The 26,163-nt window shown below is 35.7% G+C and carries 25 protein-coding genes; 17 read left to right on the top strand and 8 right to left on the bottom strand.

From position 1 onward, the window contains the following. Positions 1-4: 4 nt before the first annotated feature. Entirely contained in the window at positions 5-754 is a 750-nt protein-coding gene (locus AC000W_RS03315; RefSeq protein WP_474745996.1) for a DeoR/GlpR family DNA-binding transcription regulator, read from the bottom strand. A gap of 192 nt (positions 755-946) precedes the next feature. On the opposite strand from AC000W_RS03315, the gene nagB reads away from it, so the two are divergent. From nagB to AC000W_RS03230, 17 genes are all read left to right on the top strand, one after another. Next, a complete protein-coding gene (gene nagB, locus AC000W_RS03310; RefSeq protein WP_474745994.1) occupies positions 947-2,878 on the top strand; it encodes a glucosamine-6-phosphate deaminase in 1,932 nt (643 codons plus the stop codon). Positions 2,879-2,951: 73 nt separating this feature from the next. Beyond that, on the top strand, positions 2,952-4,226 hold the full coding sequence (locus tag AC000W_RS03305; protein WP_474745993.1) for an MFS transporter: 1,275 nt from the start codon (positions 2,952-2,954) through the stop codon (positions 4,224-4,226). Continuing rightward, complete coding sequence (locus AC000W_RS03300) at positions 4,219-5,763, top strand: glycoside hydrolase family 3 protein (protein ID WP_474745991.1); 1,545 nt, start codon at positions 4,219-4,221, stop codon at positions 5,761-5,763. Before AC000W_RS03305 ends, AC000W_RS03300 begins: the two co-directional genes overlap by 8 nt. Before the next feature lies 1 nt (position 5,764). Then, complete coding sequence (locus tag AC000W_RS03295; protein WP_474745989.1) at positions 5,765-6,838, top strand: anhydro-N-acetylmuramic acid kinase; 1,074 nt, start codon at positions 5,765-5,767, stop codon at positions 6,836-6,838. A 59-nt stretch (positions 6,839-6,897) separates the two neighbouring features. Next, the gene (locus tag AC000W_RS03290; RefSeq protein ID WP_474745987.1) at positions 6,898-7,521 is read left to right on the top strand and encodes a hypothetical protein; all 624 of its coding nucleotides are present in this window, start codon (positions 6,898-6,900) and stop codon (positions 7,519-7,521) included. Positions 7,522-8,109: 588 nt separating this feature from the next. Further along, entirely contained in the window at positions 8,110-9,453 is a 1,344-nt protein-coding gene (locus AC000W_RS03285; RefSeq protein ID WP_474745986.1) for a dicarboxylate/amino acid:cation symporter, read from the top strand. A gap of 167 nt (positions 9,454-9,620) precedes the next feature. Further along, the gene (gene udk / locus AC000W_RS03280; RefSeq protein ID WP_474745985.1) at positions 9,621-10,229 is read left to right on the top strand and encodes a uridine kinase; all 609 of its coding nucleotides are present in this window, start codon (positions 9,621-9,623) and stop codon (positions 10,227-10,229) included. Position 10,230: 1 nt separating this feature from the next. Further along, positions 10,231-10,563 carry a septum formation initiator family protein gene (locus AC000W_RS03275; protein ID WP_474745984.1) on the top strand — a complete coding sequence of 111 codons (333 nt, stop codon included), beginning with the start codon at positions 10,231-10,233 and terminating at the stop codon, positions 10,561-10,563. Further along, positions 10,556-11,926 (top strand): methylmalonyl-CoA mutase subunit beta, encoded by a 1,371-nt coding sequence (locus AC000W_RS03270; RefSeq protein ID WP_474745983.1) that lies wholly within the window; start codon positions 10,556-10,558, stop codon positions 11,924-11,926. Before AC000W_RS03275 ends, AC000W_RS03270 begins: the two co-directional genes overlap by 8 nt. After that, positions 11,919-14,024 (top strand): methylmalonyl-CoA mutase, encoded by a 2,106-nt coding sequence (scpA, locus tag AC000W_RS03265; RefSeq protein WP_474745982.1) that lies wholly within the window; start codon positions 11,919-11,921, stop codon positions 14,022-14,024. The genes AC000W_RS03270 and scpA overlap by 8 nt, the downstream gene beginning before the upstream one ends. Before the next feature lie 136 nt (positions 14,025-14,160). Beyond that, on the top strand, positions 14,161-14,934 hold the full coding sequence (locus tag AC000W_RS03260) for a ParA family protein (protein WP_474745981.1): 774 nt from the start codon (positions 14,161-14,163) through the stop codon (positions 14,932-14,934). Then, positions 14,934-15,842 carry a ParB/RepB/Spo0J family partition protein gene (locus AC000W_RS03255; RefSeq protein WP_474745979.1) on the top strand — a complete coding sequence of 303 codons (909 nt, stop codon included), beginning with the start codon at positions 14,934-14,936 and terminating at the stop codon, positions 15,840-15,842. Before AC000W_RS03260 ends, AC000W_RS03255 begins: the two co-directional genes overlap by 1 nt. Continuing rightward, entirely contained in the window at positions 15,835-16,479 is a 645-nt protein-coding gene (locus AC000W_RS03250) for a DUF5683 domain-containing protein (RefSeq protein WP_474745978.1), read from the top strand. Before AC000W_RS03255 ends, AC000W_RS03250 begins: the two co-directional genes overlap by 8 nt. Positions 16,480-16,483: 4 nt before the next feature. Beyond that, positions 16,484-17,185, top strand: coding sequence for a 4-hydroxy-tetrahydrodipicolinate reductase (dapB, locus tag AC000W_RS03245; RefSeq protein ID WP_474745976.1), 702 nt, complete (start codon positions 16,484-16,486; stop codon positions 17,183-17,185). A gap of 51 nt (positions 17,186-17,236) precedes the next feature. Beyond that, entirely contained in the window at positions 17,237-18,970 is a 1,734-nt protein-coding gene (lepB, locus tag AC000W_RS03240; RefSeq protein ID WP_474745975.1) for a signal peptidase I, read from the top strand. A gap of 4 nt (positions 18,971-18,974) precedes the next feature. Then, the gene (locus AC000W_RS03235) at positions 18,975-19,607 is read left to right on the top strand and encodes a WbqC family protein (protein ID WP_474745974.1); all 633 of its coding nucleotides are present in this window, start codon (positions 18,975-18,977) and stop codon (positions 19,605-19,607) included. After that, positions 19,600-19,920 carry a DUF6122 family protein gene (locus AC000W_RS03230; protein WP_474745973.1) on the top strand — a complete coding sequence of 107 codons (321 nt, stop codon included), beginning with the start codon at positions 19,600-19,602 and terminating at the stop codon, positions 19,918-19,920. The genes AC000W_RS03235 and AC000W_RS03230 overlap by 8 nt, the downstream gene beginning before the upstream one ends. Here the strand turns inward: AC000W_RS03230 and AC000W_RS03225 are convergent. The 7 genes from AC000W_RS03225 to AC000W_RS03195 all read right to left on the bottom strand — a co-directional run bounded on the left by AC000W_RS03225 (position 19,900) and on the right by AC000W_RS03195 (position 26,052). Next, complete coding sequence (locus AC000W_RS03225) at positions 19,900-20,943, bottom strand: endonuclease/exonuclease/phosphatase family protein (protein ID WP_474745971.1); 1,044 nt, start codon at positions 20,941-20,943, stop codon at positions 19,900-19,902. The two genes, AC000W_RS03230 and AC000W_RS03225, sit on opposite strands and share 21 nt — an antisense overlap. Positions 20,944-20,947: 4 nt before the next feature. Continuing rightward, positions 20,948-21,820, bottom strand: coding sequence for a rhomboid family intramembrane serine protease (locus tag AC000W_RS03220; protein WP_474745970.1), 873 nt, complete (start codon positions 21,818-21,820; stop codon positions 20,948-20,950). A 1-nt stretch (position 21,821) separates the two neighbouring features. Then, the gene (locus AC000W_RS03215) at positions 21,822-22,565 is read right to left on the bottom strand and encodes a rhomboid family intramembrane serine protease (protein WP_474745968.1); all 744 of its coding nucleotides are present in this window, start codon (positions 22,563-22,565) and stop codon (positions 21,822-21,824) included. Then, entirely contained in the window at positions 22,566-24,419 is a 1,854-nt protein-coding gene (gene mutL, locus AC000W_RS03210; RefSeq protein ID WP_474745967.1) for a DNA mismatch repair endonuclease MutL, read from the bottom strand. It abuts the gene before it with no gap. Beyond that, on the bottom strand, positions 24,419-24,715 hold the full coding sequence (locus AC000W_RS03205; RefSeq protein WP_474745966.1) for a riboflavin synthase subunit beta: 297 nt from the start codon (positions 24,713-24,715) through the stop codon (positions 24,419-24,421). The genes mutL and AC000W_RS03205 overlap by 1 nt, the downstream gene beginning before the upstream one ends. An 87-nt stretch (positions 24,716-24,802) precedes the next feature. Beyond that, entirely contained in the window at positions 24,803-25,282 is a 480-nt protein-coding gene (ribH, locus tag AC000W_RS03200) for a 6,7-dimethyl-8-ribityllumazine synthase (RefSeq protein ID WP_474745965.1), read from the bottom strand. A 2-nt stretch (positions 25,283-25,284) separates the two neighbouring features. Next, positions 25,285-26,052: a tetratricopeptide repeat protein gene (locus AC000W_RS03195; RefSeq protein ID WP_474745964.1), complete on the bottom strand. Its 768-nt coding sequence runs from the start codon at positions 26,050-26,052 to the stop codon at positions 25,285-25,287. Positions 26,053-26,163: the final 111 nt, after the last annotated feature.

The raw sequence follows: 26,163 nt of genomic DNA, 5'->3' as shown, positions 1-26,163 counted from the left end.
TATTCTATAAAAGTTGAATGTTTTGGTTTTTTAATGATTTTAATAATGGGTCGTCTGCATCTAACTCCGTAATGATAGTATCTATTGCACTAACATCACATGTTTTATAACGATGTTGGGAATTCAATTTTTCTGAGATAGATAAAAGCACTGTTTTTTTTGATGCATTAATGACTGCTTTTTTTACCTGTACAATATCGTAATCAAACTCAGTCAACCCATACACAGGATCCACATAGCCTGTACCTATAAATCCATAATCCACCTTGATATTGGATAAATTATGAACAGCACCAGCACCAATACTTATCTGAGCATCCTTGGATAATTGGCCGCCAATAAAGATAACCTCAACATTTGGTTTCTTAAGTAATTCCAATGCCACTGGTAAACTCAATGTAAAACATGTAAGAGAAAGTTGGTCTGGTAGTTGGTTAACCAATTCTACACAGGTTGTACCACCATCAATTAAAATAACACTACCATTCTTTAACAACTTAATTGCCTTTTTGGCAATAGATGTTTTCTCTTCCTGCTTATAAATGTTGCTATTCTTTGCGCTGTTATTAATAAAACCCAATGATATTGCTCCACCATGGACTTTTCTCAGTCTATTTTCAGCATCAAGTTCCTTTACGTCCCTCCGAATGGTATCTATGGAAACATCAAGATTTTCTGCTATATCGGTGAGCAATACCCTGTTGTGCAACGCTACTTCGTTCAATATAGTTTTATGCCTTTCTTCTTTAAGCATTTATTCAATTTTTATAACCAAAACAAAGATAATAAAATAATCCACTTGCTGTTTTATGCTATTTAAATATTAAATAAATGTTATTAATTGCAAAATAATGCATTTAATAACCGCAAAAAACAGCATATAATAAATTATTTGCCTATTTTTGCAATATTAAACATCAATTTAGTTCAACCTATCTAAGTCCGTATGAAAACAGTATTAGAAAAAGAAGGCATTGACATAAGTTATAAACCTGTTGGCCAATTTGAAGAAACTCGTTTTGAAAAAATTCATAACGTAATTTTTTCAGATTCAAATGAAGCTTCTATTAAAGTTGCTCAAGAAATTGCCGCACTGATTCGTAAAAAACAAGTCAACAACAAAAAATGTGTTCTGGGACTTGCTACTGGCTCTTCCCCTATACGTGTATATGCGGAATTAGTTAGAATGCACAAAGAAGAAGGGCTAAGCTTTTCCAATGTAATTACTTTCAATCTAGATGAATACTTACCAATGGATAAAAGTAACGAGCAGAGTTATTGGCATTTTATGCATGAACACTTATTTAATCATATTGACATTCCATCTGAAAGCATAAACATTCCAGATGGCACAGTAACTGGAAAAAATGTAATAAAGTTTTGCTTGGCTTATGAAAAAGCTATAAAAAAGACCGGTGGTTTAGATTTTCAATTGTTAGGTATTGGGCGTACAGGGCATGTTGGTTTTAATGAACCAGGGTCGCATTACAATTCGGGAACAAGGGTAATTACGCTAGACCATATAACCAGAGTAGATGCCGCGCCAGCCTTTTTAGGAATTTCTAATGTCCCTCGCAAAGCCATAACCATGGGTATTGCAACTGTAAACAGTGCGAAAAGAATTGTGCTACTGGGTTGGGGAGAAAACAAGGCTTCCATTATAAAGAAAACTATTGAAGGCGATATATCCTCCCACGTACCGGCAACTTATTTGCAAAACCATAAAAACTGCACTTTTGTTTTAGATGAAGGCGCTGGAAGTCAGCTTACAAGAAACAAAACTCCTTGGTTGGTAGATGAATCATTGATGTGGACAGAAAAGCTAACTGCCAAAGCCGTTGTTTGGCTGTGTTCCAAGACAAAAAAGTCCATTTTAAGCCTCACAGACAAAGATTATAATGATAATGGCATGTCTGGATTATTAGCACAAGAAGATTCCTATGACCTAAACATTAGAATGTTCAATAGGTTACAACACACCATTACCGGATGGCCTGGTGGCAAGCCCAATGCGGATGACAGTAGTCGACCTGAAAGGGCTAAACCTGTAAATAAAAGAGTATTGATTTTTAGTCCACACCCTGACGACGATGTTATTTCCATGGGCGGTACTTTTGATAGATTGGTAGAACAGGGACATGATGTACATGTGGTTTACCAAACCTCTGGCAATATAGCAGTATCCAATAGGGATGCCTTGCGCTATGCCGAAATTGCCAAAACAATAAACCCTTCCAAAGAGACCCAAATGCTTATTGATTCAATTCAAAGGGAAAAAGAGGGTGGCTTTGGCTCATCAGATATAAGAAAACTAAAAGGAAACATTAGAAGGGGAGAATCTTATGCCGCTACTAGATATATAGGACTACAAGATTCCAATGTCCACTTTTTGGACCTGCCATTTTATGAAACTGGCACTATAAAAAAGAATAGTCTGTCTGAAGCAGATATTGAAATAATGATGGAGATAATCATGGAAATTAAACCACATCAAATATTTGCTGCTGGTGATCTTGCCGATCCACATGGCACACACAAAGTATGCCTGGATGCTGTTTTTGAGTCCATGAAAAGGTTACAAGAACAACTTTTCATGAAAGATTGTTGGCTATGGTTGTACCGTGGTGCATGGCATGAGTGGGATATCAATGAAATTGAAATGGCGGTACCCATGAGTCCGGACCAAGTACTTAAAAAACGTTATGCCATTTTCTGTCATCAATCGCAAAAAGACGGTGTAATGTTCCAAGGGACTGATGCTCGGGAGTTTTGGATGCGTGCTGAAGAGAGAAATAAAAAAACAGCAGAAAAATATCGCGCCCTTGGACTTTCCCATTATGCTGCAATGGAAGCCTTTGTTCGTCATAAATTCAACTAATCATATCTTAGAATAGTATAAAAGGCATATTTTTAAAGAAAATATGCCTTTTTTGTTCAACAAGAATTCATAAATGATAAAAAAAGATAAATGGGCATGGGCTTGGGTCCCTGTATTATATTTTACGCAAGGCATGCCCTATGTACTTATAGTAACAGTATCTGTTATTATGTACAAAAAATTAGGAATAAGCAATGCAGATATTGGTCTGTACACTAGCTGGCTCTATTTGCCATGGGTTTTAAAACCCTTATGGAGTCCGTTTGTTGATTTAAAAAGCACAAAAAGAAAATGGTTTCTTGGTATGCAATTACTCATTTCTATTGCATTATTAGGCGTTGGTCTTTCTTTACCCACCAATTCTTTTTTTATTACTTCATTGGCCTGTTTTTGGATGGCGGCCTTTGCTTCTGCCACCAATGATATAGCATCGGACGGTTACTATATGCTGGGATTAACCGAAAAAAAACAATCCTTTTTTGTTGGTATGCGTAGTACTTTTTATCGCTTGGCAATGGTTACAGGAGAAGGATTAATAGTAATCATAGCCGGCTTTTTAGAAACCAAATATGGGGACAATACCAAAGCATGGTCTATTACCATGGTTTGTACCGCCTTTTTAATGTTGATTCTTACGGTTTCAAACTTTTTTGTAACTCCAAAATTTGAATCTTCATCAGACATACCTAAAGACAAACCTAAGAGTTTTTTGGAGGTATTTAAGTCTTTCTTTAACAAACCAGGAATAGGTATTGCCTTGGCTTTTATATTGTGCTATCGCCTAGGAGAATCACAATTAGTTAAAATGGCAGCTCCATTTATGTTAGATGAAACCGCAAAGGGTGGATTGGCATATTCCACGGAGAAAATAGGAACCATTTTTGGTACAGTAGGTGTAATTATGCTCTCCATTGGAGGTATTTTAGGAGGTATTTTAATTTCTAGGGATGGATTAAAAAAATGGATGTTACCCATGATTCTCTCCCTCAATATTCCCAATATTCTTTATGCAATTTTGGCATTTACAAAAACCAACAACATTGTTGCGGTTACTACTACTGTAATTTTTGAAAAATTTGGATATGGTTTTGGTTTTGCTGCCTTTCTTATGTACCTCATTTATATTGCGGAAGGAAAATCCAAAACCTCACACTATGCCATCGCTACAGGTTTTATGGCATTGGGCATGATGCTTCCAGGGATGATAAGTGGTTACATACAACAATGGTTGGGCTATCCTGGTTTTTTTGTTTGGGTGGTCCTTGCAGCCCTACCTGCCATTTTTCTTTTGAAATTCATTAAATATCCTGCCGATTTTGGTAAAAAATCCAAAACTGAAAATGAGTAAGCCCCTTCCCTATTCCGAAGCAAAAAATAGATTGACCAAGAAAGAAAAAGTGGGGCAGTTTTTTATGCCTGCTGCTTTTATAAATGACACGGAAGAAGAGGTGCAGTTCATTGAAAACCTCATTAAAAAACATCATATTGGCGGGCTTTGTTTTTTTCACAGCCGGGCCAGTGCCGCCACAAATTTTGAGGGCAAGAAAAAGGTAGTGTACAACGAACAGAGTTTTGATACCCTAAAAAGGTTGATTACACGTTACCAAAAGGCTTCCAAATATCCTTTAATAATTAGTATTGATGCTGAATCGGGCTTGGCCATGCGCATTGAAAACACCCCTCAATATCCCTACGCCATAACATTGGGAGCCATTAAAAATAATACTGATTTACTATATGAAGTTGGTAAAAGCATTGCCAAAGACTGTAAATTGGCAGGCGTCCATTGGAATCTTTCCCCTGTGGTGGATATCAACAACAATCCATTGAATCCCGTAATTGGGTACCGTTCGTATGGGGAAAACAAGAATACGGTTTTGGAAAAGGCCAGAGCCTTTATTTCTGGAACAAAAAACGAAGGGGTTTTAACGTCCATCAAACATTTTCCCGGGCATGGCGACACAGCAACCGATTCTCATTTAGGATTACCGGTAATTGAAAAATCCAAATCAGAATTATGGGAGAATGAGCTATTTCCTTTTAGAGAACTCATTAAAGAAAAAGAAATAGACTCGGTCATGGTGGGCCATCTGGCCGTTCCTGCATTGAGTAAAGGTAAAAAAGTCTCAGCCACCATTTCAAAAGACATTATTACAGGTGTTTTACGAACAGAATTAGGCTTTGATGGTGTTGTAATTACCGATGCTCTGAACATGCACAGTGTTTCCAAAATGTTCCCCATAAAAGGAGAATTGGAATGGACAGCCTTTGATGCTGGTAACGACCTCTTGTGCTTTTCTGAAAATGTTCCCGAAGGCATTGTAACCATTCTCAGAAATGCATCGGAAACCCAAATTGAAGAAAGCTTCGAACGCATATGGAAACTCAAAGAAAAAGCATTTGGAACACCAATGTCTAATCATCATGAATTAACAAACCCAGAAAACCTCAACAAAAAATTGGCGCAAGAAAGCCTCACTCTTTTTCAAGGAACTAAAAATTTCCTAGAGCACTTTAGAAAAGAAGGCTTCTCAAAAATAGCCTTGGGAAAGGAAATTGACAATCAATTCTTTAAGTTGATCCCTGATGAAACTAAAAATTTGGACAATGTTTTAGTAGCGCTTTTTCCACCTAAGATAAAACCCCACAATAATTTTGAAATCCCTGATTCTGCCCTAGAAAAACTAAAAGAACTACTGAATACAAAAAATGTGGTACTCTATCTTTTTGGCAATCCCTATGTACTAAATATCGTTAATTTTGAGAAAGCCAAAGTGGTGGTGGTAGCCTATCAAGATTTTACCATTTTTCAGGAACACGCAGCTGACCATTTCTTGGGTAAATTAAAGGCAAAAGGAAAACTTCCAGTAACTATACATTCATAATATGAAGATATACAAGGTTTTAGGGTTAATGTCGGGCACTTCACTAGATGGACTAGACCTTGCCTATTGCCATATTTGGAATACCAATGGCAAATGGAATTTTTCTATTGAAAACACACACAGTATTTCCTATACTTCAGAAATGCGTTCCAAATTAAAGAACGCCATTGTATTGCCTGCCGAAGAGCTTTTGATATTGAATAATTGGTATGGCACTTGGCTAGGAGAACAGTCCAAAGAATTTATTGTGACTCATAATTTAGATGTAGACTTTATTGCAAGCCACGGACATACGGTACACCACCGGCCCGAAAAAGGACTCACCTACCAAATAGGTTCTGGACAGCATTTGGCCAACACTTGTGGACACACAACTATTTGCGATTTTAGAACCAATGATGTAGCCTTGGGAGGACAGGGAGCACCTTTGGTGCCAATTGGTGACCAACTTTTCTTTGAGGATTATGATTTTTGCCTAAACCTAGGCGGAATAAGCAATGTATCTTTTGAATACAATGGAAAACGAGTGGCTTATGACATTGGGCTTGCAAATATGGTCTTGAACCATATTACACAAAAAATAGATTTGGTGTATGACAAAGATGGATCCTTGGCTCAAAAGGGCAGTATAAATGCCGATTTATTGAAAAAACTAAATGCGCTGGAGTATTACAAATTACCCTTTCCAAAATCTACGGGCTATGAATGGTTTACAGAAAAAGTAGTGCCTTTAATTGATAGTACAGAAGACAGTATAGAAAATTTGCTACATACCTGTATTTACCATATTTGTGAACAAGTGGCCATACAGGCAAAAGAAAATACGACAAAAAAAAGTACGTTATGGGTCACGGGCGGCGGAGCCTTAAATAGCTTTTTAATTAAAACATTGAAAGAAAAAGTAGGGACAGAGATACAAGTTGTTGTCCCTACTCCTACACTCATAGAATTTAAAGAGGCTTTAGTTTTTGCTTTAATGGGTGTTTTAAGAATGGAAAACCAAACCAATGTATTAAGCTCGGTAACTGGGGCTAAAATAGATTCTAGCAGTGGGATAATATATATGCCTAGTTAAAAAATCATTTTTCTTAAATTAGCGAGGACTTCACATGACGCTGAATTGGCAATAATTATATGAAAGAAGAATTCACAGAGAAAGGTTTAGAAAAACAAAAAGCTTTAATCGGTGATTTTATTATACGCTTTGAGAATCTAAATGATTGGATAAGGTTTATTCTACCAAATATTATTTTCAAAAAGCAAATAACGGAACTTGAATTAAAAAATATCGAAACCCTAATAACAGATTTGGGTGCTGAACAATTAAGGTCAAAGTTTGATTCGTTAATATTTGACAATTTTTCTTCTTTTCCAGAATTATCAAAGATTAACAATAAGCTATCTAATAAAGTTTCTGAACTAACAACAATTCGGAATTCAATCGCTCACGGAACTTACAGACTTGGTTGGAAAGATTTTAATGCGGAATTGGGTAATGACACGTTTTCATTGCGCCATAGCAAATCCACAAAGAAAGGTTATAAAAAAAGGTCAAAAATAATATCAACAAAAGATTTAATTGAATTAAATAAACAACTGGAAAAGTTAGCTTTTTGTTATAAATTAATTTCTATAACAATTAGAAACCTATCGAATCACAATAGAATAGATTTAGCAGATAAAAATTTACAAGAACTAGTTAAAAAGATTAATGAAATTGATAAAATTAGCTTGAAACATCTTGACATACTAAACTGACTATTGCCAAGAATGGTAACCGTTACTCAAGCCCTCCTATCACTTGTTTGTAGCTATTGACCACAACTGTTGGCAATATTTACCAGTTCTAAACCAAAAATTAGTAATTTTAATCTCCTAGCAAAAAATTGTAAGAAGCTAACCATAACACTTAAAAATCAGATAAATGGAAAAAATTTGGGCCTTATTAATAGCACTATTTATTTTATTCATATTCATCTTTCTTTTTTGGAAATTGACTCATGGTTATGCCAAAAAGGAATATGGTGCAAAGATGTGGAAACATTGGCCATCGAGATTATACTATTGGCAAGCGGCAGTATTATATAGTGTAGGGTTTACATTTATAACAATGTGCCTTTTAAAATGGGGGAATATTTTAACGTTTTAAAAATTAAAAAACATCGTCTTTAAAACCTAGTTTCTATTGCCCAATCATTATCTTTCCAATATAGCATTCACAACTTATCACACTACTAGTTAGGTGACTTTTGTCTTCATAAAAACATCTTGATAACTACTAAAATAAATGGGATATAAGTATCTTTATTAGGTCTATTTAATTGTAGTACAAACATTAGGAAAACCATGTTGGATTTTAAACCTCTTAATAATTTATCAGTCCACTTAGATCGTCTGGTTAAAGGGCGTTTATGGTTAAAAGTAATCATAGGTCTTTTCTTAGGGGCGGGATTGGGAATTCTCCTTAATCCTTCAACTGGAATTGTTCCAGAAAATGTTAGTTTAAGACTGGCCGATTGGCTTGACCTACCTGGTCAAATTTTTATGCGGTTGGTTCAAATGATCATGATTCCCTTGATTTTCACTTCAATCATAACAGGTATTGTTAGTAATACGTCCGAGAATCTTAAAACCTTTGGGCTACGACTATTACTGTATTTTATTTTTACCACGGCTGTTGCCATCTTCATAGGCGTGGTCGTTACACTTATCTTTAAACCTGGCCAATATATTTTCTCCCTTGGAGGGTTTCCATATAGTGATGAAAATCAAGTAATTTCTAATGAACAAACAGATCTTTTAGAAAGTATTCCCAATGCCATATCCAACCTTATCCCCAATAATCCATTGGAGTCCATATTAACAGGAGAAATGTTGGGAGTTGTAGTTTTCACCATTATTATTGGTGTGGCTATAACCCAATTGAAACAAAACACAGCCGGACCAATAATTCGTTTTTCAGAGGCGGTTCAGAAAATTTGTATGATCGTAGTCTCATGGGCCATGATGCTTGTACCCTATGCCGTTTTTGGCTTAATAGCCGCTTTGCTATCCAGAACGGGTGTTGAAATCTTCCTTGGCTTGGGCTACTATATGGTGGCGGTCATCGCAGGTCTACTCATACTAATGGTCTTCTATCTGGTACTCGTCTTTTTTGTAACCAAAAAAAAGCCGTACAGTTTTCTGGTGGCCATCAAAGAACCCCAACTACTGGCATTTTCTACAGCAAGTTCCGCAGCTGTAATGCCTTTGTCCATGAAAACAGCAGATGAAAAATTAGGGGTTTCCTCTAACATAAGTGATTTTGTAATCCCAATTGGAGCTACAATCAATATGGACGGAACAGCTTTATTTCAATGTGTGACAACCTTATTTATGGCGCAGGCCTATGGAATTGAGTTATCTATACTGAATCTTTTATTGATAACATTCACAGTTGTAGCAGCTTCCATAGGAACACCTGCAATTCCAGGAGGTGGCGTTATTATCCTTGCATCCGTATTGCAAAGTGCGGGAATTCCTGTGGATGGCCTTATTATCATTATAGGGATTGACCGTATTTTGGGTATGTTTAGGACTGCGGTCAACGTTACAGGTGATCTTACAGCTTGCCTAATTTTCAATAAATATTACGGTGCCAAACCAAAATCAGAGACATTTATCAATAAAGCAGAGGCATCCTTAAAGTAAATTGTTCCTTGGAACACGTTAGGTAAGGTAGAAAAGTCTTGTTCTCTAGAATATGTGGTTAGTGGCCTTATATATAAAAACAATTCTATAGATATATAGTGTGATGGCAAATACTTACAATAGTTATTCTCAAACCAAATCTCTATTTTTGTTAAAAATAGAATACAATGCTAATTATTGGAATTGCTGGTGGAACAGGTTGTGGAAAGACTACAGTGGTCAACCAAATTGTTGAAGAATTACCAACCAATGAAGTGGCCATAATTTCCCAAGATTCTTATTACAATGATTTGGCACATATGACCAAGGAAGAGCGTGGACAGGTAAACTTTGACCATCCAAATTCCATAGATTTTGATTTGTTAATTTCCCAAATAAATCAGCTTAGAAAAGGGCAAACCATTAACGTCCCTGTTTATTCTTTTGTTGAGGAAACCCGCATGCAGGAAACCATTCCTATTGAGCCAAGAAAAGTAATTATTGTTGAGGGCATTTTAGTACTTACAAACCCAAAATTACGCGAGCTTTTTGATATGAAAATCTTTGTGCACGCAGATTCAGATGAACGATTAATACGCAGATTGCAGCGAGATATGAAAGAACGTGGACACAATTTGGAGAAAGTGCTGTACCGTTACCAAACTGCTGTGAAACCCATGCACAATGAGTTTATAGAGCCATCCAAAGAATTTGCGGACATTATTATCCCAAACAATCATTACAATACGGTAGCGGTAGATATGGTGCGTACCATTATCAATGAAAAACTAGGATAATATGGGCTGGAAAGAACTAAAAAAGAAAAAATGGTTTTCATGGGCCACCAACATTTATCTATTAGTTTTAACCATTTTTATGGTGTGGATGGTCTTTTTTGATACCAATTCCCTTTTTATCCATTTAGAACTAAAAAAAGAAATTAAAAAATTGGAAAAGCAGCAAGAATTTCTAAAAAAGGAGATTGAAAAGGATAAGAAAATAATGGAAACCTTGTCCGATCCCGAAGAGTTGGAAAAATTTGCGCGGGAACAATACTATCTTAAGAAGAAGAACGAAGAAATCTATTTGATAGAATACGAGGATAGTTTGAAACTAAAAAAGAATGAGTAACAAGGGTCTGTTTGAAGAATTTCCTGAAGTTTCTGCCAAACAGTGGAAACAGAAAATTCAGTTTGACCTTAAAGGAGCGGATTATAATGATACCTTGGTATGGGAATCCCCCGAAGGGATTAAAGTAAAACCTTTTTATCATGAGGAGGATTTAAAGGAAAATTTTACATTACCCACTTCTCCAGCTAGTTGGAATATTTCCCAAGCTATTTATGTAGGTAATGCCCAAATGGCCAATAAGAAAGCCTTAAATGCCCTAGATAGAGGCGTAGAAAGCTTAATTTTTACCATTCCCACAGAAGAAATTTCTATTGAAGAACTTTTAAAAAATATAGATGTTTCTGCGGTTCCACTGTATTTTAATTTTCAGTTTCTGTCCTTAGATTATGTAAAAAATATTGTGGATTTTGCCCAAAACAAAGGCACTATTTTTTTGAACATAGATATTATTGGAAATCTGGCAAGAAGTGGAAATTGGTATTTCAATCTAAAAAAAGATCATGCACTACTTAAAGAAATCCTTAATCTAAACCATAAAAATACACTTAGTGTAGATGTTTCCTTATACCAAAATGCAGGAGCCAACATGGTGCAACAATTGGCCTATGCCATAGCCCACGCCAATGAATATCTAAATCATTTCTCTGTCACCCCGAGGGGAGTCGAGGGGTCTGTCACCTTTAAAGTCTCTATCGGCAGTAACTATTTCTTTGAAATTGCCAAACTAAAAGCCTTGCGATTGCTATGGTCCACTTTAGCCATGGAATATGGAATAGAGTACGACTGCCATATTCTGGCCATCCCTACAAAAAGAAACAAAACTTTGTATGCATATAACACAAATATGTTGCGCACCACTACGGAATGTATGTCGGCCGTTTTAGGAGGGTCAGATTCGGTTTGCAATTTGCCTTACGACACTATCTACCACAAAGACAATGAGTTTGGAGAGCGAATTTCAAGAAATCAGTTGCTATTACTCAAAAATGAAAGTTATTTTAATGATGTTGCAAAAGCCATAGAAGGTACTTACTATGTTGAATCCATTACTCAACAATTAGCAGAAAAAGCCTTAGGACTATTTAAAAATATTGAAAAAGGCGGTGGGTTTCTGAATCAGTTAAAAAGTCACCCACTTCAGCAAAAAATAAAGGAAAGTGCTCAAAAAGAGCAGCAAAAATTCAATTCTCAAGAAGAGGTTTTGGTAGGTACTAATAAATATCAAAATGGAACAGAGCAAATGAAGAGTGAAATGGAACTCTATCCTTTTGTAAAAACCGCACCTAGAAAAACGCTTTTAGAGCCTATTATTGAAAAAAGACTATCCGAAGCATTGGAACAAAAAAGGTTGAAGGATGAGTAGAAAAGACCTTCAACACATACAATTGAGTTCAGAGTTCAGAGTTCAAAGTTCAGAGTCAGGTAGTACTCAAAACTCAAAACTCAAAACTCAAAATTTTGCAGCTGGCATCCCCCCATTTCTAAGAGGCCCCTACTCTACCATGTACGTACGTAGACCCTGGACCATACGCCAATATGCCGGCTTTTCAACTGCTGAGGAAAGCAATGCTTTTTATAGGAGGAACTTGGCAGGAGGGCAAAAAGGCTTATCGGTCGCTTTTGACCTACCCACGCATAGAGGATATGACAGTGACCATGAGCGTGTAGTGGGTGATGTTGGGAAAGCAGGTGTGGCCATTGATTCTGTGGAAGACATGAAGATTTTATTTGATGGTATTCCGTTGGATAAAATGTCCGTTTCCATGACTATGAACGGCGCAGTATTGCCAATTATGGCTTTTTATATTGTGGCTGCAGAAGAGCAAGGTGTAAAACCAGAACATTTGATTGGTACCATCCAAAATGACATTCTAAAGGAGTTCATGGTGCGTAATACCTACATCTACCCACCTACCCCTTCCATGCAATTGGTGGCAGATATTTTTGAATACACCAGTAAATACATGCCAAAATTTAATAGTATTAGTATTTCTGGTTATCATATGCATGAGGCAGGCGCACCTGCAGCCCTAGAACTTGCCTATACTTTAGCAGACGGTATAGAATATATTAGAACTGGTTTAAAAGCGAGTTTAAAAATTGATGAATTTGCCCCAAGATTGTCCTTTTTTTGGGGTATTGGTATGAACCATTTTACAGAAATTGCCAAAATGAGGGCGGCAAGAATGCTCTGGACAAAGCTGGTGAAGCAGTTCAATCCGAAAAATGAAAAATCATTAATGCTGCGTACCCATTGCCAAACCAGTGGTTGGAGTCTTACTGAGCAAGACCCATTTAATAATGTTGCTAGAACCACTATTGAAGCGTTGTCAGCAGTTTTAGGTGGCACCCAAAGTTTACATACCAATGCTTTGGACGAGGCTATTGCACTACCAACCGACTTTTCGGCAGAAATTGCCAGAAACACCCAAATATACCTGCAAGAAGAAACAAAAATTACCAAAACGGTAGACCCATGGGCGGGAAGTCATTTTCTAGAAAAACTCACAAATGATATTGCACAAGAAGCCTGGATTTTAATTGAAGAGATTGAAGAATTAGGAGGTATGACCAAGGCTATTGAAGCTGGCATTCCAAAAATGAGAATTGAGGAAGCAGCAGCACAAAAACAAGCCAGAATTGACAGCCAGCAAGATGTAATTATAGGTGTAAACAAATATCAACTTAAGGAAGAAGATGATATGCAAATTTTGGAGGTCAATAATGAGGAGGTGCGTAAATTACAAGTGGCAAGAATCAATTCGGTAAAAGAAAAAAGAGATATAAAAGCTGTTGAAAGAACATTGAATAAACTTACCAATGGTGCCAAACAAAAAATAGAGTCAGACTCCAACCGTCATCAGAGTAAAGATAATTTACTAGCTTTAGCAGTTGAAGCTGCCAGATGTAGAGCTACTTTGGGCGAAATCAGTAGTGCCATAGAAGCAGCTTTTGGTAGACACAAAGCAAAAACGCAATCGGTTACAGGAGTGTATTCAAAAGAGATAAAGGACGATACTAGCTTTAGAAAAGCTCAGAAACTGGCAAATAAATTTGCCAAAAAAGAAGGTCGCAGACCCAGAATCATGGTCGCCAAAATGGGCCAAGACGGGCATGATAGGGGCGCAAAAGTAGTTGCCAGTAGTTATGCAGACCTAGGTTTTGATGTGGATATTTCCCCTCTTTTTCAAACCCCGGCAGAAGTAGCAAAACAAGCTGTAGAAAATGATGTGCATATTCTTGGTATTTCCTCCTTGGCAGGTGGGCATAAAACCTTGATTCCAGAAGTCATTAGAGAGCTTAAAAAATACAATAGAGAAGACATTATGGTCATCGTAGGAGGTGTTATTCCTAAACAAGATTATAGCTACTTGTTTGATGCCGGTACGGTCGCTATATATGGTCCTGGTACAAAAATTAGTGAAGCTGCTACCCAAATCTTAGAGATTTTGTTGGATTAATCCCGTCCAAATCCTTCATATTTATAACTTTAACTTACTTTAACGTTAGATGAACTAGTTATTCACTTTCTGTTAACAAAATACATTTTTTAGCACCGTAAATAATCGTATTTTTAACCCCTAACTTACTAGACTAATGGGCAAGATTATTGCTATTGCAAACCAAAAAGGTGGGGTTGGCAAAACCACCACTACAGTAAACCTTGCTGCCTCGCTCGGAGTACTGGAAAAAAAGGTGTTATTGATTGATGCAGACCCCCAAGCCAATGCAACATCTGGTTTAGGTATTGATGTGGATGGAGTTGAAATGGGTACGTATCAATTATTAGAACATACCAAAAATGCTGAAGAAACCATAATTGCAACGACTTCTCCCAATGTAGATTTAATTCCCTCTCATATAGACCTTGTGGCGATTGAAATTGAATTGGTGGATAAGGATGACAGGGAGTATATGTTGAAAGGAGCAATTGGACATCTTAGAGAACAGTATGATTATATTTTAATTGATTGTGCTCCGTCTTTAGGGCTTCTTACCCTAAATGCACTTACAGCGGCAGATTCAGTTATAATCCCTATCCAATGTGAATATTTTGCTTTGGAAGGTCTCGGAAAATTATTGAACACTATAAAAAGTATTCAAAAAATACACAATGCAGATTTGGATATTGAAGGGTTGCTATTAACCATGTTCGACTCCAGATTACGACTTTCTAACCAAGTGGTAGAAGAAGTAAAAAAGCACTTTGAGGACATGGTTTTTAATACCATTATTCAAAGAAATGTACGTTTAAGTGAAGCACCAAGTTATGGGGAGAGTATTATAAAATATGACGCCAGTAGTAAAGGCGCGGCCAATTACTTAAACTTGGCCCATGAATTGGTTAAAAAAAATAAGGAGAAAGTATAATGGCAAAGGCAACACAAAAACAAGCACTGGGAAGAGGACTGTCTGCGTTACTTAAGGACCCAGATAATGATATAAAGTCGGCATCGGATAAAAATGCAGACAAAGTCGTTGGTAATATTGTTGAATTGGATGTTGACGCCATTGAGGTAAATCCATTTCAACCACGTTCCAATTTTAATGACGAAGCGCTTCAAGAATTGGCAAGTTCTATTAGAGAACTAGGTGTTATTCAACCCATTACGGTTAGAAAAATTGATTTCAATCAATACCAGCTAGTATCAGGAGAAAGAAGGTATAGAGCTTCTAAATTGATAGGTCTGGAAACCATTCCTGCATACATTCGTATTGCCAATGACCAAGAATCATTGGAAATGGCGTTGGTAGAGAATATTCAACGTCAGGATTTAGATCCAATAGAAATTGCCTTATCCTACCAAAGATTGATTGATGAAATTAATCTAACTCAAGAAAAACTGAGTGACAGAGTGGGTAAAAAACGCTCTACCATTACCAATTATTTACGTTTATTACGTTTAGACCCAATTATACAGACAGGCATCAGAGATGGATTTTTAAGTATGGGGCATGGAAGGACTTTGGTAAATGTTGAAAAACGAAGTGATCAGATTGCACTATATGAGAAGATAGTAGAACAAAATTTATCTGTAAGAGAAACAGAAGCTGCAGTTAAACTCTATCACAATTCTAAAAATGGAACTACAACGCCAACTACAAAAAAGAACATAGAGGTTCCTAAATTCGCTAAAAAATCGCAAGGTATTTTAGAAGAATATCTTTCCACCACTGTAGATATTACATCTTCTGAAAGTGGAAAAGGTAAGATTACAATTCCCTTTAGTTCAAAAGAAGAATTAAAGCGGTTACAAAAATTAATAACTGGTGAGTAAAGACCATCTTTCTTTTTTTCTTGCTTTTCTTTTTCTTGCTTTTGGTTGGGCACAAGAAGAAGCTAACCCAAACCAAGAATTGGATTCTATTCAATCTGATTTAAAGGACAAGGGCATAGTTGTACAAGATTCCTCATTTGCCAAAAGAACTGAAATAAACCCATTGGCTCCCAGTAAAGCCGCTTTTTATTCGGCAGTATTGCCAGGGTTAGGCCAAATTTACAACAAGCGTTATTGGAAAGTTCCTTTAGTATACGGGGCAATAGGAGGAAGTATTTATGCCTATACTTGGAACAATGATAATTATAAACGTTTCCGCACAGCTTTTAAGAGACGTAGAGCTGGCTTTACAGATGATGAGTTTTATGACCCTTTTGATACTGGAAACGGGCCTGTTTTAGACTTAGAAGACTTACAAAATCAACAAGAGCGTTTTCAAAGAGATAGGGATTTGTGGCTTTTGGTCTCCATTCTTATGTACACCCTCAATATGGTAGATGCCAATGTAGATGCACATTTAAAACAGTTTAATGTGGACGACAACCTTAGTTTTGATATGGATATAAAACCCTTCTTAGATTATAATGCTTTAACTGCCAGTCCAAATTACGGAATGGCACTAACAATTAAGTTTTAGTTATATGAACATAGCCTTATTTGGGTACGGAAAAATGGGCAAAATGATTGAACAAATTGCTCTAAAAAGAGGTCATAGCATAGTTGCCAAAGTGGAAATTGATACTAAGGACATAGATTTTCCTCAAATGGATGTTGCCATAGATTTTAGCACTCCAGATTCAGCTTATGATAACATTAAAGGCTGCTTGGAGCATAATGTCCCCATAATTTCTGGAACTACAGGATGGTTGCATAAATTTGATGAGATTTCGGAATTTTGTAAAGAAAAAAATGGTGGGTTTATCTATGCTTCAAATTATAGTTTAGGTGTCAATATCTTTTTTGAACTGAATGAATATTTGGCTAAAATGATGAAAAATTTAAGCCAATATAATGTTTCCATGGAAGAAATACATCACACCCAAAAGTTAGATGCCCCAAGCGGAACGGCCATCACTCTTGCAGAGGGAATCATAAAAAATACTAACTTATCCAATTGGAAATTAGAAAATGCAGATGATGGGGAAATTCCTATTACGTCCAAAAGAATTAATGATGTTCCTGGCACACATACTGTAGTGTATGATAGTGATGTAGATAGTATAGAATTAAAGCATACAGCGCACAATAGAGAAGGATTTGCCTTGGGAGCGGTCGTTGCAGCTGAATGGATTGTTGGAAAAACAGGTGTTTTTACAATGAAAGATGTGTTAAACCTTGGTTAAAAAAAGTAACAAAAGAGCACATTGAGTAGTCTAAAAAAATAAATTCGCAATATGAACGGTACACAGTGGATCATTTTTATTTTAATAATTCAGGTTATTCATTTCTTGGGAACTTGGAAATTATATGTAAAAGCAGGTAGAAAAGCTTGGGAAGCAGCTATCCCCATTTATAATGCAATTGTTTTAATGCAAATAATCAATCGACCAAAATGGTGGGTAATTCTTCTTTTTATTCCTATTATTAATTTATTGATGTTCCCTGTAGTTTGGGTAGAAACCATTCGCAGTTTTGGAAAAAATAGTCTTCTGGATACATGGTTGGTAATACTTACTCTTGGTTTTTATATCTACTACGTAAATTATATGTTGGATGTAAAATATATTGAAGATAGAAGTTTACAGCCTAGAACAGGATTGGGAGAATGGGTAAGTTCCATTGTTTTTGCAATTGTAGCAGCCACATTGGTACATACCTATTTTATGCAGCCCTATGTAATACCAACAGGGTCGCTGGAAAAAACACTTTTAATTGGTGATTTCTTATTTGTGAGTAAGTTTCATTATGGTGCCAGAACACCCATGACCACTGTTGCCGCGCCTATGGTGCATGATACATTGCCTATTCTTAAAACTAAATCTTATCTAGCTGATGTTGACCCTGAAACGTACAAAACATCTTGGAAGAATAAATTACAACTACCATATTTTAGGTTGCCAGCACTTCAGAAAATTAAAAGGAATGACATTGTGGTTTTTAGCTGGCCAGCAGATACTGTCTATCGCTTTTTTAAGAAGGAAAAAGGAGTACGGAAACCTATTGATAAAAAATCCAATTACGTTAAAAGGTGTGTTGGAATTCCAGGAGATTCTCTATCTATTGTTGATGGTTATGTTCACATTAATGGTGAAAAGACTGTTTTACCAGGTAGAGCGAGAGTTCAATATATACATGCAGTCACTACTAAAGAGCCACTAAATAACACTGTGGTGAATCTGCTTGGGCGAGATAATTATATGGGAAGCGTCATCAGTATTCCCCAAGAAGCATTAAAACAGGAAAATGCAAGTGAGCTGATGAACAGATTGAATTTAGAAAAAGTAAAAGAAGATTCCACTACAGTATACTTTGTTGGGTCTAATATAAATCAAAAGGTAAAAACATTTTTACAAGTATCCGATGTAAATAACATAGGGCTTTTTAATATGACCGGAGTAGAGGCTAAAAGTTTTGTCGGTCAAGCAGGGATTACTTCTATTGAAAAATTCGGTTTTGCACAAAGTTCAACACAAACTTTTCCTCAAGACTCAGAGCACACGGGTACCACTGATAATTTTGGCCCTATCTATCTCCCAAAAAAGGGAGAAACCATTCCTTTGAATGTGTCATCACTTTCGTTATACAAGAAAATAATAAAAGAGTATGAGGGGAATACATTATCTGTTTCTGGCAATCAAATCAGGATAAATGATGAAGTAGTTGATTCTTATACCTTTAAGCAAGATTATTATTGGATGATGGGAGATAACAGGCACCGTTCTGAAGATAGTAGGTTCTGGGGATATGTACCAGAGGACCACATTGTGGGAAAACCAGTTTTTATTTGGATGAGCATAGATGGCATTAATGACGGTATTGGAAATTGGAAAATCCGTTGGGACAGGGTCTTTACCACAGTAGGTGGAGATGGTCAGCCAAAATCCTATTTTAAATACTTCTTAATTCTTTTGGCTGGATGGTTTGTCTTTGATTATTTTAGAAAGAAGAAAAAGAAAGCTCGTTCATAAAAACATGAAGGTTTTACTTCATCCAGCATATTTTCCCAATATTGCCAATTTTGCAGTAATGGCTCAACATAATATTTGTTGGGAAGTAAATGACAACTACCAAAAACAGACATATAGAAATCGCTGTTTTATCTGTACGGATATAGGTGAACATATGCTGAATATTCCTATACAGCATGTTGGAAACAAGCAAGGAAGACAAAAATATAAGGATGTTAAAGTAGAGAACCAATATAATTGGCAACGTCAGCATTGGAGAACTCTACAAACGGCCTATAGAACCTCACCGTTTTTTGAGTATTACGAGGACGATATTGCTCCTCTTTATGAAAAGCAACACACATTCCTATTAGACTTTAATATAGAGACTATTCAATGTATTTATGAATGCCTACAAATTGAAGTACAAAAGGACAAAACTAGTGTTTATAACACCATCATAACAGACATGATAGATGGGCGATTTTTAGTCAATGCAAAAAAAAATATAGAATTAAATCAAGAAAAATACACCCAAGTTTTTAATGACAGGAATCCATTTATAAAAAACACAAGTATTTTAGATCTCCTATTTAATGAAGGAACTAATGCAATTACCTATTTAAAAAATGTAAAAATAGACTTCTTAAATGCTTAGGTTTTTTATCCATTATGGCATACATTTTATTGTCCCCATTGCCGTTGGTTTTCTATTTTTTAAAGATAATAGAACAAGAATTATACTGGTATTACTAGCAGGAATATTGATTGATGTTGACCATTTATTAGCCTCTCCAATTTTTGACCCAAACCGATGTAGCATAGACTTTCACCCCCTTCATTCATATTGGATGATTGGAGTATATATTTTTCTTTTACTCTTTAAAAAAACGAGGCTATTTGGTATAGCATTGACTATCCATATTATTGCAGATTTTGTTGATTGTTGGCTATTGGGGTTTGAGTCGTAGAGATGACATTACAGGATAATGGTCTGACAATCTTACATCATAATTTTTGTGGGCAAGCACCTCAAAATCTTGATCTGCTAAAATAAAATCAATTCGTAAGGGATATCCCATAAAATCATATGTCCTACCAAATCCTTTTCCCTTCTCAAGAAAAGTATCGACCATATCCCCTTTAATTAAGTGATATACATTTGAATACTGATTGTTGTTAAAGTCTCCGCAAATAATTTTTTTATATGGAGTCTTCTCAGCATGGTTTAAAAATATTTTAGCTTGCTCCTGTTGCTTAACAAACGAATGGGTTAATCTTTTATAAAGTTTGTCTGAAGGCTCAGATGTAACACCACCTACTGTCGGGATAATCCGCAAAGATTGTAAATGGATACTATAAACCCGTATAGTGTCATTTTTATATAAAATATCAGCATAGATAATACTATTTGAACTTTTGGGAAACTCTACCACCCCCTTATTAAGAATTGGATATTGCGAATAGATTGCTTGTACAACCTTTCCTCTATATTCCCCAAATATAAAATCAACATATTTATACTTATAGTTTTCAAAATCTTTTGACCTAATTTTACGCCAATCAAATTCTTGAAAACAAACAATATCAGGATTCTCTTTTTTAACAAAATCCACTATTTGTTTATCAATGTTAGGAAGCTTAAGCCCTTCATTTTCGTTAAATCCTCTAGTATTAAAACTCATAATTGTCAAATCATCATGGAGCTCTACTTCTTTATCACCATCACTAAACTTAAGAAAGGGTTCTAAAACAAAATATGAAGCTATCAACATGCTGAATGATAGTAATAACATTCTCTTTCTTCTTAATACCCAATAAATTAAGAAAAGAACATTAAAAAACACCAGAACAGATACTGTAAGGTTCAATACAGATAAAAATGGAATGGATTTAACAGAAACATAAGAGCCAAAAAAAGAAAGAAGCAAAAGAATTGCTACTATAAGATTAATTATAAAAATGATCTTATCAATAAAATTGAGTCGCTTCACTAAATTAGTTTTCTTTACCAGCCTTAAATAAAAAATCCTTCTCAGTTTTTGAAAGGCTCTCGTATCCAGATTTGCTAATCTTATCTAAAATAGAATCTATTTTTCTTTGATGGCTTTCTTTATCATACTCAGCTTTACTCTTTGTTTTTGCCTTTTCTTTACGATATACAGTCTTCATTGGTGCTTTTTTCTCTTTCTTCTTAAATACATTTGCTATACCATTCAAAAAATGTTCAAAGCCAGCACCAATATCATTTCCTTTGGTGAGCTGCCTTGCGTATAAATAACCCAGTAGTGCGCCCCCTAGATGCGCTAAATGTCCCCCAACATTTCCGCCAGAGGGTATTTGAACTAAATCCACCAAAACAAAAAAGGCACCTACATACCACAGTTTAATATTAAAAAATAATACTCGTACTTCTTGATTGGGAATGTAAGCACAAATAAATATTAAAACTGCAGTGACTCCTGCCGAAGCCCCTATCAACACAGTGTTTACACCCACTAGGGCAGGAAAAATGTTATAACTTAAAAGAAAAATAATACCTCCAACGATAACACCTAAAAAATATACGTTGATGAACTTCTTTGGGCCAAATAGATTTAGAAAAATCCTTCCTGAAAAATAGAGCATCAGCATGTTCCAAAAAAGATGCCCAAAACCACCATGAAAGAACGAATAGGTAACAATAGACCAAGGTTGGCCTATAAAATTCATAAAATCTTTTGGAAGCTCAAACCACTGAGAAATAATACTTTCAGGTAATTTTAAAAGGAAAGTGAAAATTCCATTCACAATAAAGACCAAAACATTTATAGCAATTAACTTCTCAGCTATATTGAGTCGGGCAAATTGATATTTTAAATCTCCAGCCACTCTAATTCCAACGTTTATTATTAAACTGATTCTTTTTCCAATACCACATCATAATAAAACCAAACAATGCCCCACCTACGTGAGCAAAATGAGCAATACCACTTCCAAAAATAGAATAACCAGTTACACCAGAAAACAAATCTAATCCTATTAAAACTGGTATAAAATATTTAGCTTTTACTGGAACGGGAATAAACATTAAGAACAATTCGCTATTAGGATAGGACATACCAAATGCCACTAAAACTCCATAAATTGCCCCAGAAGCTCCTACTGCAGGCGTACTATATGCACTTAAGAAATTATCTATTGTGCTTTTAGAGGCTAGGTTATACCAATCTGGACTATATCTTCCACTGGAAACAATTTCCATAATTTCTGCTTTGGCCATACCAGAATTTATTAATACATCCATCCCCTCGTTAAAATAGTAGTAATTAACACCCGTATGTATCAATGCAGCACCAATCCCAGCAGAAAAATAAAAGAATAAAAACTTGTTACGTCCCCACATTCTCTCAAGAGGTGAACCAAAGGCATATAAGGCATACATATTGAACAAAATATGCATAAGCCCTCCATGCATAAACATATGTGAGATTATTTGCCAAAGACCAAAATTCTCATTCTTGGGAAACCAAAGGGAAAACCATTGGTACATTTGATCTCCATACAATGAGGTTGCCACAAAAAACAACACATTTATAATAATCAAATGTTTTACTGCATCTGTAATTCCCCTCATCTAATTAAATTTTTTATCAATATCATTCTCAGTAATCGTTATATAAATAGGCTTATTAAACGGACTCACCCTAGACTCTTTACAGGCAAACAAATCGTTTACCAAGGCTTGTTGCGATGTATAATCCAAAACCGCTCCTGTCTTTACCGATAGAGTTTTTGACAGGTTTTTTGCTAAAACATCAGTTTGCGAAAAACTATCACCCATTATTTCCTGTTGATGATCGGCAATGATTTGTTCCAAAACCATAGTCACATCACCCTCTGGAACCAACAAAGGCAATCCAGTAACTTCCACTTTTTCATCATCACTGACATTTAGTACAAAACCTATGCCTACCAAATTATCTTCCAATTCTTTTAAAATTGAAATATCAGACTTTGAAAAAGATAGGGATAAAGGAAATAATAATTGTTGACTTACCGCTTCCTTTATAGTCGCATTTCTTAAAAACTTCTCATATAATATTCGCTGGTGTGCCCTACTTTGATCAATAACTACCATTCCAGATTTTATAGTAGTCACAATATATTTTCGCCTTAATTGAAAGGTAACTACTCCACTTTCGGCATCTTCATTTTCTTTAAATATAGAACCTGTTATAACATCGGACTCAAAGGTTAGGTTTTCAAAATTAGTTTCATTTCCTGCTTTTGACTCCAACCCTACAAACATATTTTCCCATCCTTTAGAACTTTCTTTTTGGTAACTAGCTTTAGAAGAAAAAGTTTTTTGCTGTGTGTTTTCACTAAAAGGATTAAATCCAGCATCCACTACAACCTGCGGTGGTGCCGCTTCTTTATTTTTATAGGCATAGGGAGTTTCTAAGTTTTTATCATGTTCAAAATCCAATGCTGGAACTACGTTGAACTGACCTAAGCTATGCTTAAGTGTTGACCTAAGAATTGCATACACTGTATGTTCATCATCAAACTTTATTTCTGTTTTTGTTGGATGAATATTAATATCGATACTTTTAGAATCCACCTCCAAATACAAAAAATAACCAGGATGGTTGGTGCTTTTAATTAGTCCTTCAAAAGCAGAAACCACAGCATGATTCAAATAAGGACTTTTAATAAACCTATTGTTAACAAAGAAAAACTGTTCTCCCCTGCTTTTTTTGGCAAATTCTGGTTTGCAAATAAATCCAGATATTTTAACAACTTGAGTGTCTTCTTCAACCGGAACCAACTTTTCATTAAACCTACCTCCAAAGATATGCACAATTCGCTGCCTTACGTTTGTAACGGGCAAGTTGAACAATTCACTTCCGTTGTTATAAAAATGGAACCCTATTGAAGGGTGTGCCAACGCTACCCTATGAAACTCATCTGTAATATGCCTGAGCTCTACTTGGTTTGATTTTAAAAAATTTCTTCTCGCCGGGATATTAAAAAAAAGGTTTTTAACTGCAATAGAAGTGCCTGTTGGCGTTACAGTTACTTCTTGAGAAATAATCTTGCTGCCTTCTATTTTTATATGAGTACCTACTTCAACATTTTCTGGTCTGCTGTGCATTTCTACATGAGCGATTGCGGCGATGGAGGCCAATGCCTCTCCTCTAAAACCTTTAGTATTAAGCTGAAATAAATCTTCTGCACTTTGTATTTTAGATGTGGCATGTCGTTCAAAACTAAGTCGAGCATCAGTTTCACTCATACCAATACCGTTGTCCACGACTTGTATGAGAACTTTACCGCCATCTTTTATTATTAATTTAATAGATGTTGCCCCTGCATCAATGGCATTCTCCAATAATTCCTTAACAACAGATGCCGGTCGTTGAACAACTTCTCCTGCTGCAATTTGGTTGGCAACATGGTCTGGCAAAAGTTTTATAATATTTGTCATTATTTTTTATAGAATATGGATAGGTCAAAATCAATTATATAAAGAAAAATTAAAATTAAAATGGCAATTATTATTGTCATTCTAACCTTAAGGTTGCGGTCTCCAGATCTTTTCAAATCTTCCATCGCATTGGTCAATTTACGTTTTAAGCCACGATTAGATTGTGCAGTACTTCTAAATTGGTCTAACCTAGGTTCCATTTTAAATGGACTTCCCTTACCCTTATCATCATAATAACGTGGAGAGTAGCTATACTTTTTGTTTTTACCTTTTAAAAATTTTCGAAAGACACCCATTGCTCCAAAGTTACTTAAAATGAGAAAAAACTAGTGTAAACAGATGCCAAAAATTGTTAACATCATAAGGATATAATAGCACCCTTATTATCCTAAAGCAGCCATTTTTATGGCAGCAATAGCAGCTTCGGTTCCTTTATTTCCGTGAATACCCCCACTACGTTCTATGGCTTGTTGCATGTTATTGTCTGTTAGTACACAGAATATAACAGGAACATTATGCAATACATTAAGATCTTTTATTCCTTGAGCAGTAGCACTGCATACAAAATCAAAATGTTTGGTCTCCCCTTGTATGACACTCCCAATAGCAATGATAGCATCTACTTTTTGTTCATCAATCATTTTTTTGCAACCAAAAACTAGTTCAAAACTCCCAGGAACATTCCATCTAAGAATGTCTTCTTCTTTTGCGCCGCAGTCTAGTAAAGCTTCAAAGGCTCCCTTAAAAAGGCCTTCAGTTATTTTAGGATTCCACTCAGAAACAACAATCCCAAACCGAAAATCTTTCGCGTTTGGGATTGTTGTTTTATCGTAAACCGATAAATTTTTATTAGCCGTGGCCATTTTTAATTGCTTTTAGCCTTTCCTATAAATGCATCTATTGTAGTTGCTTCGTCAGAAGTTGAAAAATCATCTTTTATTCTTTGGAAATACTTCAACGCCTTTTCGTTCTGACCTAATTCCAATGCAACAACACCAGCCTTATACAAAAATTTTGGTGTAGTATAATCGTTTGCATTATGCGAAATAGCTTTTTCATAGTACCCCAAAGCATCTTCAGGTTGGTTCAATTGCATAAAAGCATCCCCTAGTCCTCCCTTTGCCAAGGCACCTAAAATAGCATCATCAGAAGAAAAATCCTCTAAATAATCAATTGCATTATCATATTGTTGCATATTTAAATAAGCCATGCCAGCAGAATATGTAGCAATATTGGCAGATTTAGTTCCTTTATATTCCTCAATAATATCCAAAAAACCATATTTACCGTCCGCTCCGTTCAAAGCTAAATTATAAAGTGAATCTCTTTCAGCACCAGCTCCATTTACTGCTTGGTCAAAATATTGTTGAGGATAATACATTTCATTGGCGGCATTGGCATCTTTTGGTTTTTGCACAAACTGCATATAGGCCAAATAGCCTAAAACAGCTAAAGCAATGACTCCTATTACCCCTAGTATATAATTTTGGTTTTTGGAAACCCATTCTTCTGTCTTAGATGCACTTTCATCCAACGTACTAAAAACCTCAGCTGTTGTACTGTTTTGTTCATCCAACTCAATCTCCTCCGCTTTACTCTTAGGTTTGTATCCGCGCTTCTTGTATGTAGCCATTATTAATTTTATTAATCGGGCAAAAATAAAGTTTTTATCCAAAAACAAAAGGTAAATTATTCGTTATTTTTGGATATTTTGCGGCTTACTCATTTACACTTGAAAATAAAC

Source organism: Saonia sp. (assembly GCF_056326165.1).
Note: the sequence above shows the minus strand (reverse complement) of the source record. Positions and strands in the feature narration are given on the sequence as shown.

Excerpts from the sequence above, each read along its gene's own strand:
- AC000W_RS03315 (WP_474745996.1), bottom strand. The coding sequence starts at position 754 with ATGCTTAAAGAAGAAAGGCATAAAACTATATTGAACGAAGTAGCGTTG.
- nagB (WP_474745994.1), top strand. The coding sequence starts at position 947 with ATGAAAACAGTATTAGAAAAAGAAGGCATTGACATAAGTTATAAACCT.
- AC000W_RS03305 (WP_474745993.1), top strand. The coding sequence starts at position 2,952 with ATGATAAAAAAAGATAAATGGGCATGGGCTTGGGTCCCTGTATTATAT.
- AC000W_RS03300 (WP_474745991.1), top strand. The coding sequence starts at position 4,219 with ATGAGTAAGCCCCTTCCCTATTCCGAAGCAAAAAATAGATTGACCAAG.
- AC000W_RS03295 (WP_474745989.1), top strand. The coding sequence starts at position 5,765 with ATGAAGATATACAAGGTTTTAGGGTTAATGTCGGGCACTTCACTAGAT.
- AC000W_RS03290 (WP_474745987.1), top strand. The coding sequence starts at position 6,898 with ATGAAAGAAGAATTCACAGAGAAAGGTTTAGAAAAACAAAAAGCTTTA.
- AC000W_RS03285 (WP_474745986.1), top strand. The coding sequence starts at position 8,110 with ATGTTGGATTTTAAACCTCTTAATAATTTATCAGTCCACTTAGATCGT.
- udk (WP_474745985.1), top strand. The coding sequence starts at position 9,621 with ATGCTAATTATTGGAATTGCTGGTGGAACAGGTTGTGGAAAGACTACA.
- AC000W_RS03275 (WP_474745984.1), top strand. The coding sequence starts at position 10,231 with ATGGGCTGGAAAGAACTAAAAAAGAAAAAATGGTTTTCATGGGCCACC.
- AC000W_RS03270 (WP_474745983.1), top strand. The coding sequence starts at position 10,556 with ATGAGTAACAAGGGTCTGTTTGAAGAATTTCCTGAAGTTTCTGCCAAA.
- scpA (WP_474745982.1), top strand. The coding sequence starts at position 11,919 with ATGAGTAGAAAAGACCTTCAACACATACAATTGAGTTCAGAGTTCAGA.
- AC000W_RS03260 (WP_474745981.1), top strand. The coding sequence starts at position 14,161 with ATGGGCAAGATTATTGCTATTGCAAACCAAAAAGGTGGGGTTGGCAAA.
- AC000W_RS03255 (WP_474745979.1), top strand. The coding sequence starts at position 14,934 with ATGGCAAAGGCAACACAAAAACAAGCACTGGGAAGAGGACTGTCTGCG.
- dapB (WP_474745976.1), top strand. The coding sequence starts at position 16,484 with ATGAACATAGCCTTATTTGGGTACGGAAAAATGGGCAAAATGATTGAA.
- lepB (WP_474745975.1), top strand. The coding sequence starts at position 17,237 with ATGAACGGTACACAGTGGATCATTTTTATTTTAATAATTCAGGTTATT.
- AC000W_RS03235 (WP_474745974.1), top strand. The coding sequence starts at position 18,975 with ATGAAGGTTTTACTTCATCCAGCATATTTTCCCAATATTGCCAATTTT.
- AC000W_RS03230 (WP_474745973.1), top strand. The coding sequence starts at position 19,600 with ATGCTTAGGTTTTTTATCCATTATGGCATACATTTTATTGTCCCCATT.
- AC000W_RS03215 (WP_474745968.1), bottom strand. The coding sequence starts at position 22,565 with ATGAGGGGAATTACAGATGCAGTAAAACATTTGATTATTATAAATGTG.
- mutL (WP_474745967.1), bottom strand. The coding sequence starts at position 24,419 with ATGACAAATATTATAAAACTTTTGCCAGACCATGTTGCCAACCAAATT.
- AC000W_RS03205 (WP_474745966.1), bottom strand. The coding sequence starts at position 24,715 with ATGGGTGTCTTTCGAAAATTTTTAAAAGGTAAAAACAAAAAGTATAGC.
- ribH (WP_474745965.1), bottom strand. The coding sequence starts at position 25,282 with ATGGCCACGGCTAATAAAAATTTATCGGTTTACGATAAAACAACAATC.
- AC000W_RS03195 (WP_474745964.1), bottom strand. The coding sequence starts at position 26,052 with ATGGCTACATACAAGAAGCGCGGATACAAACCTAAGAGTAAAGCGGAG.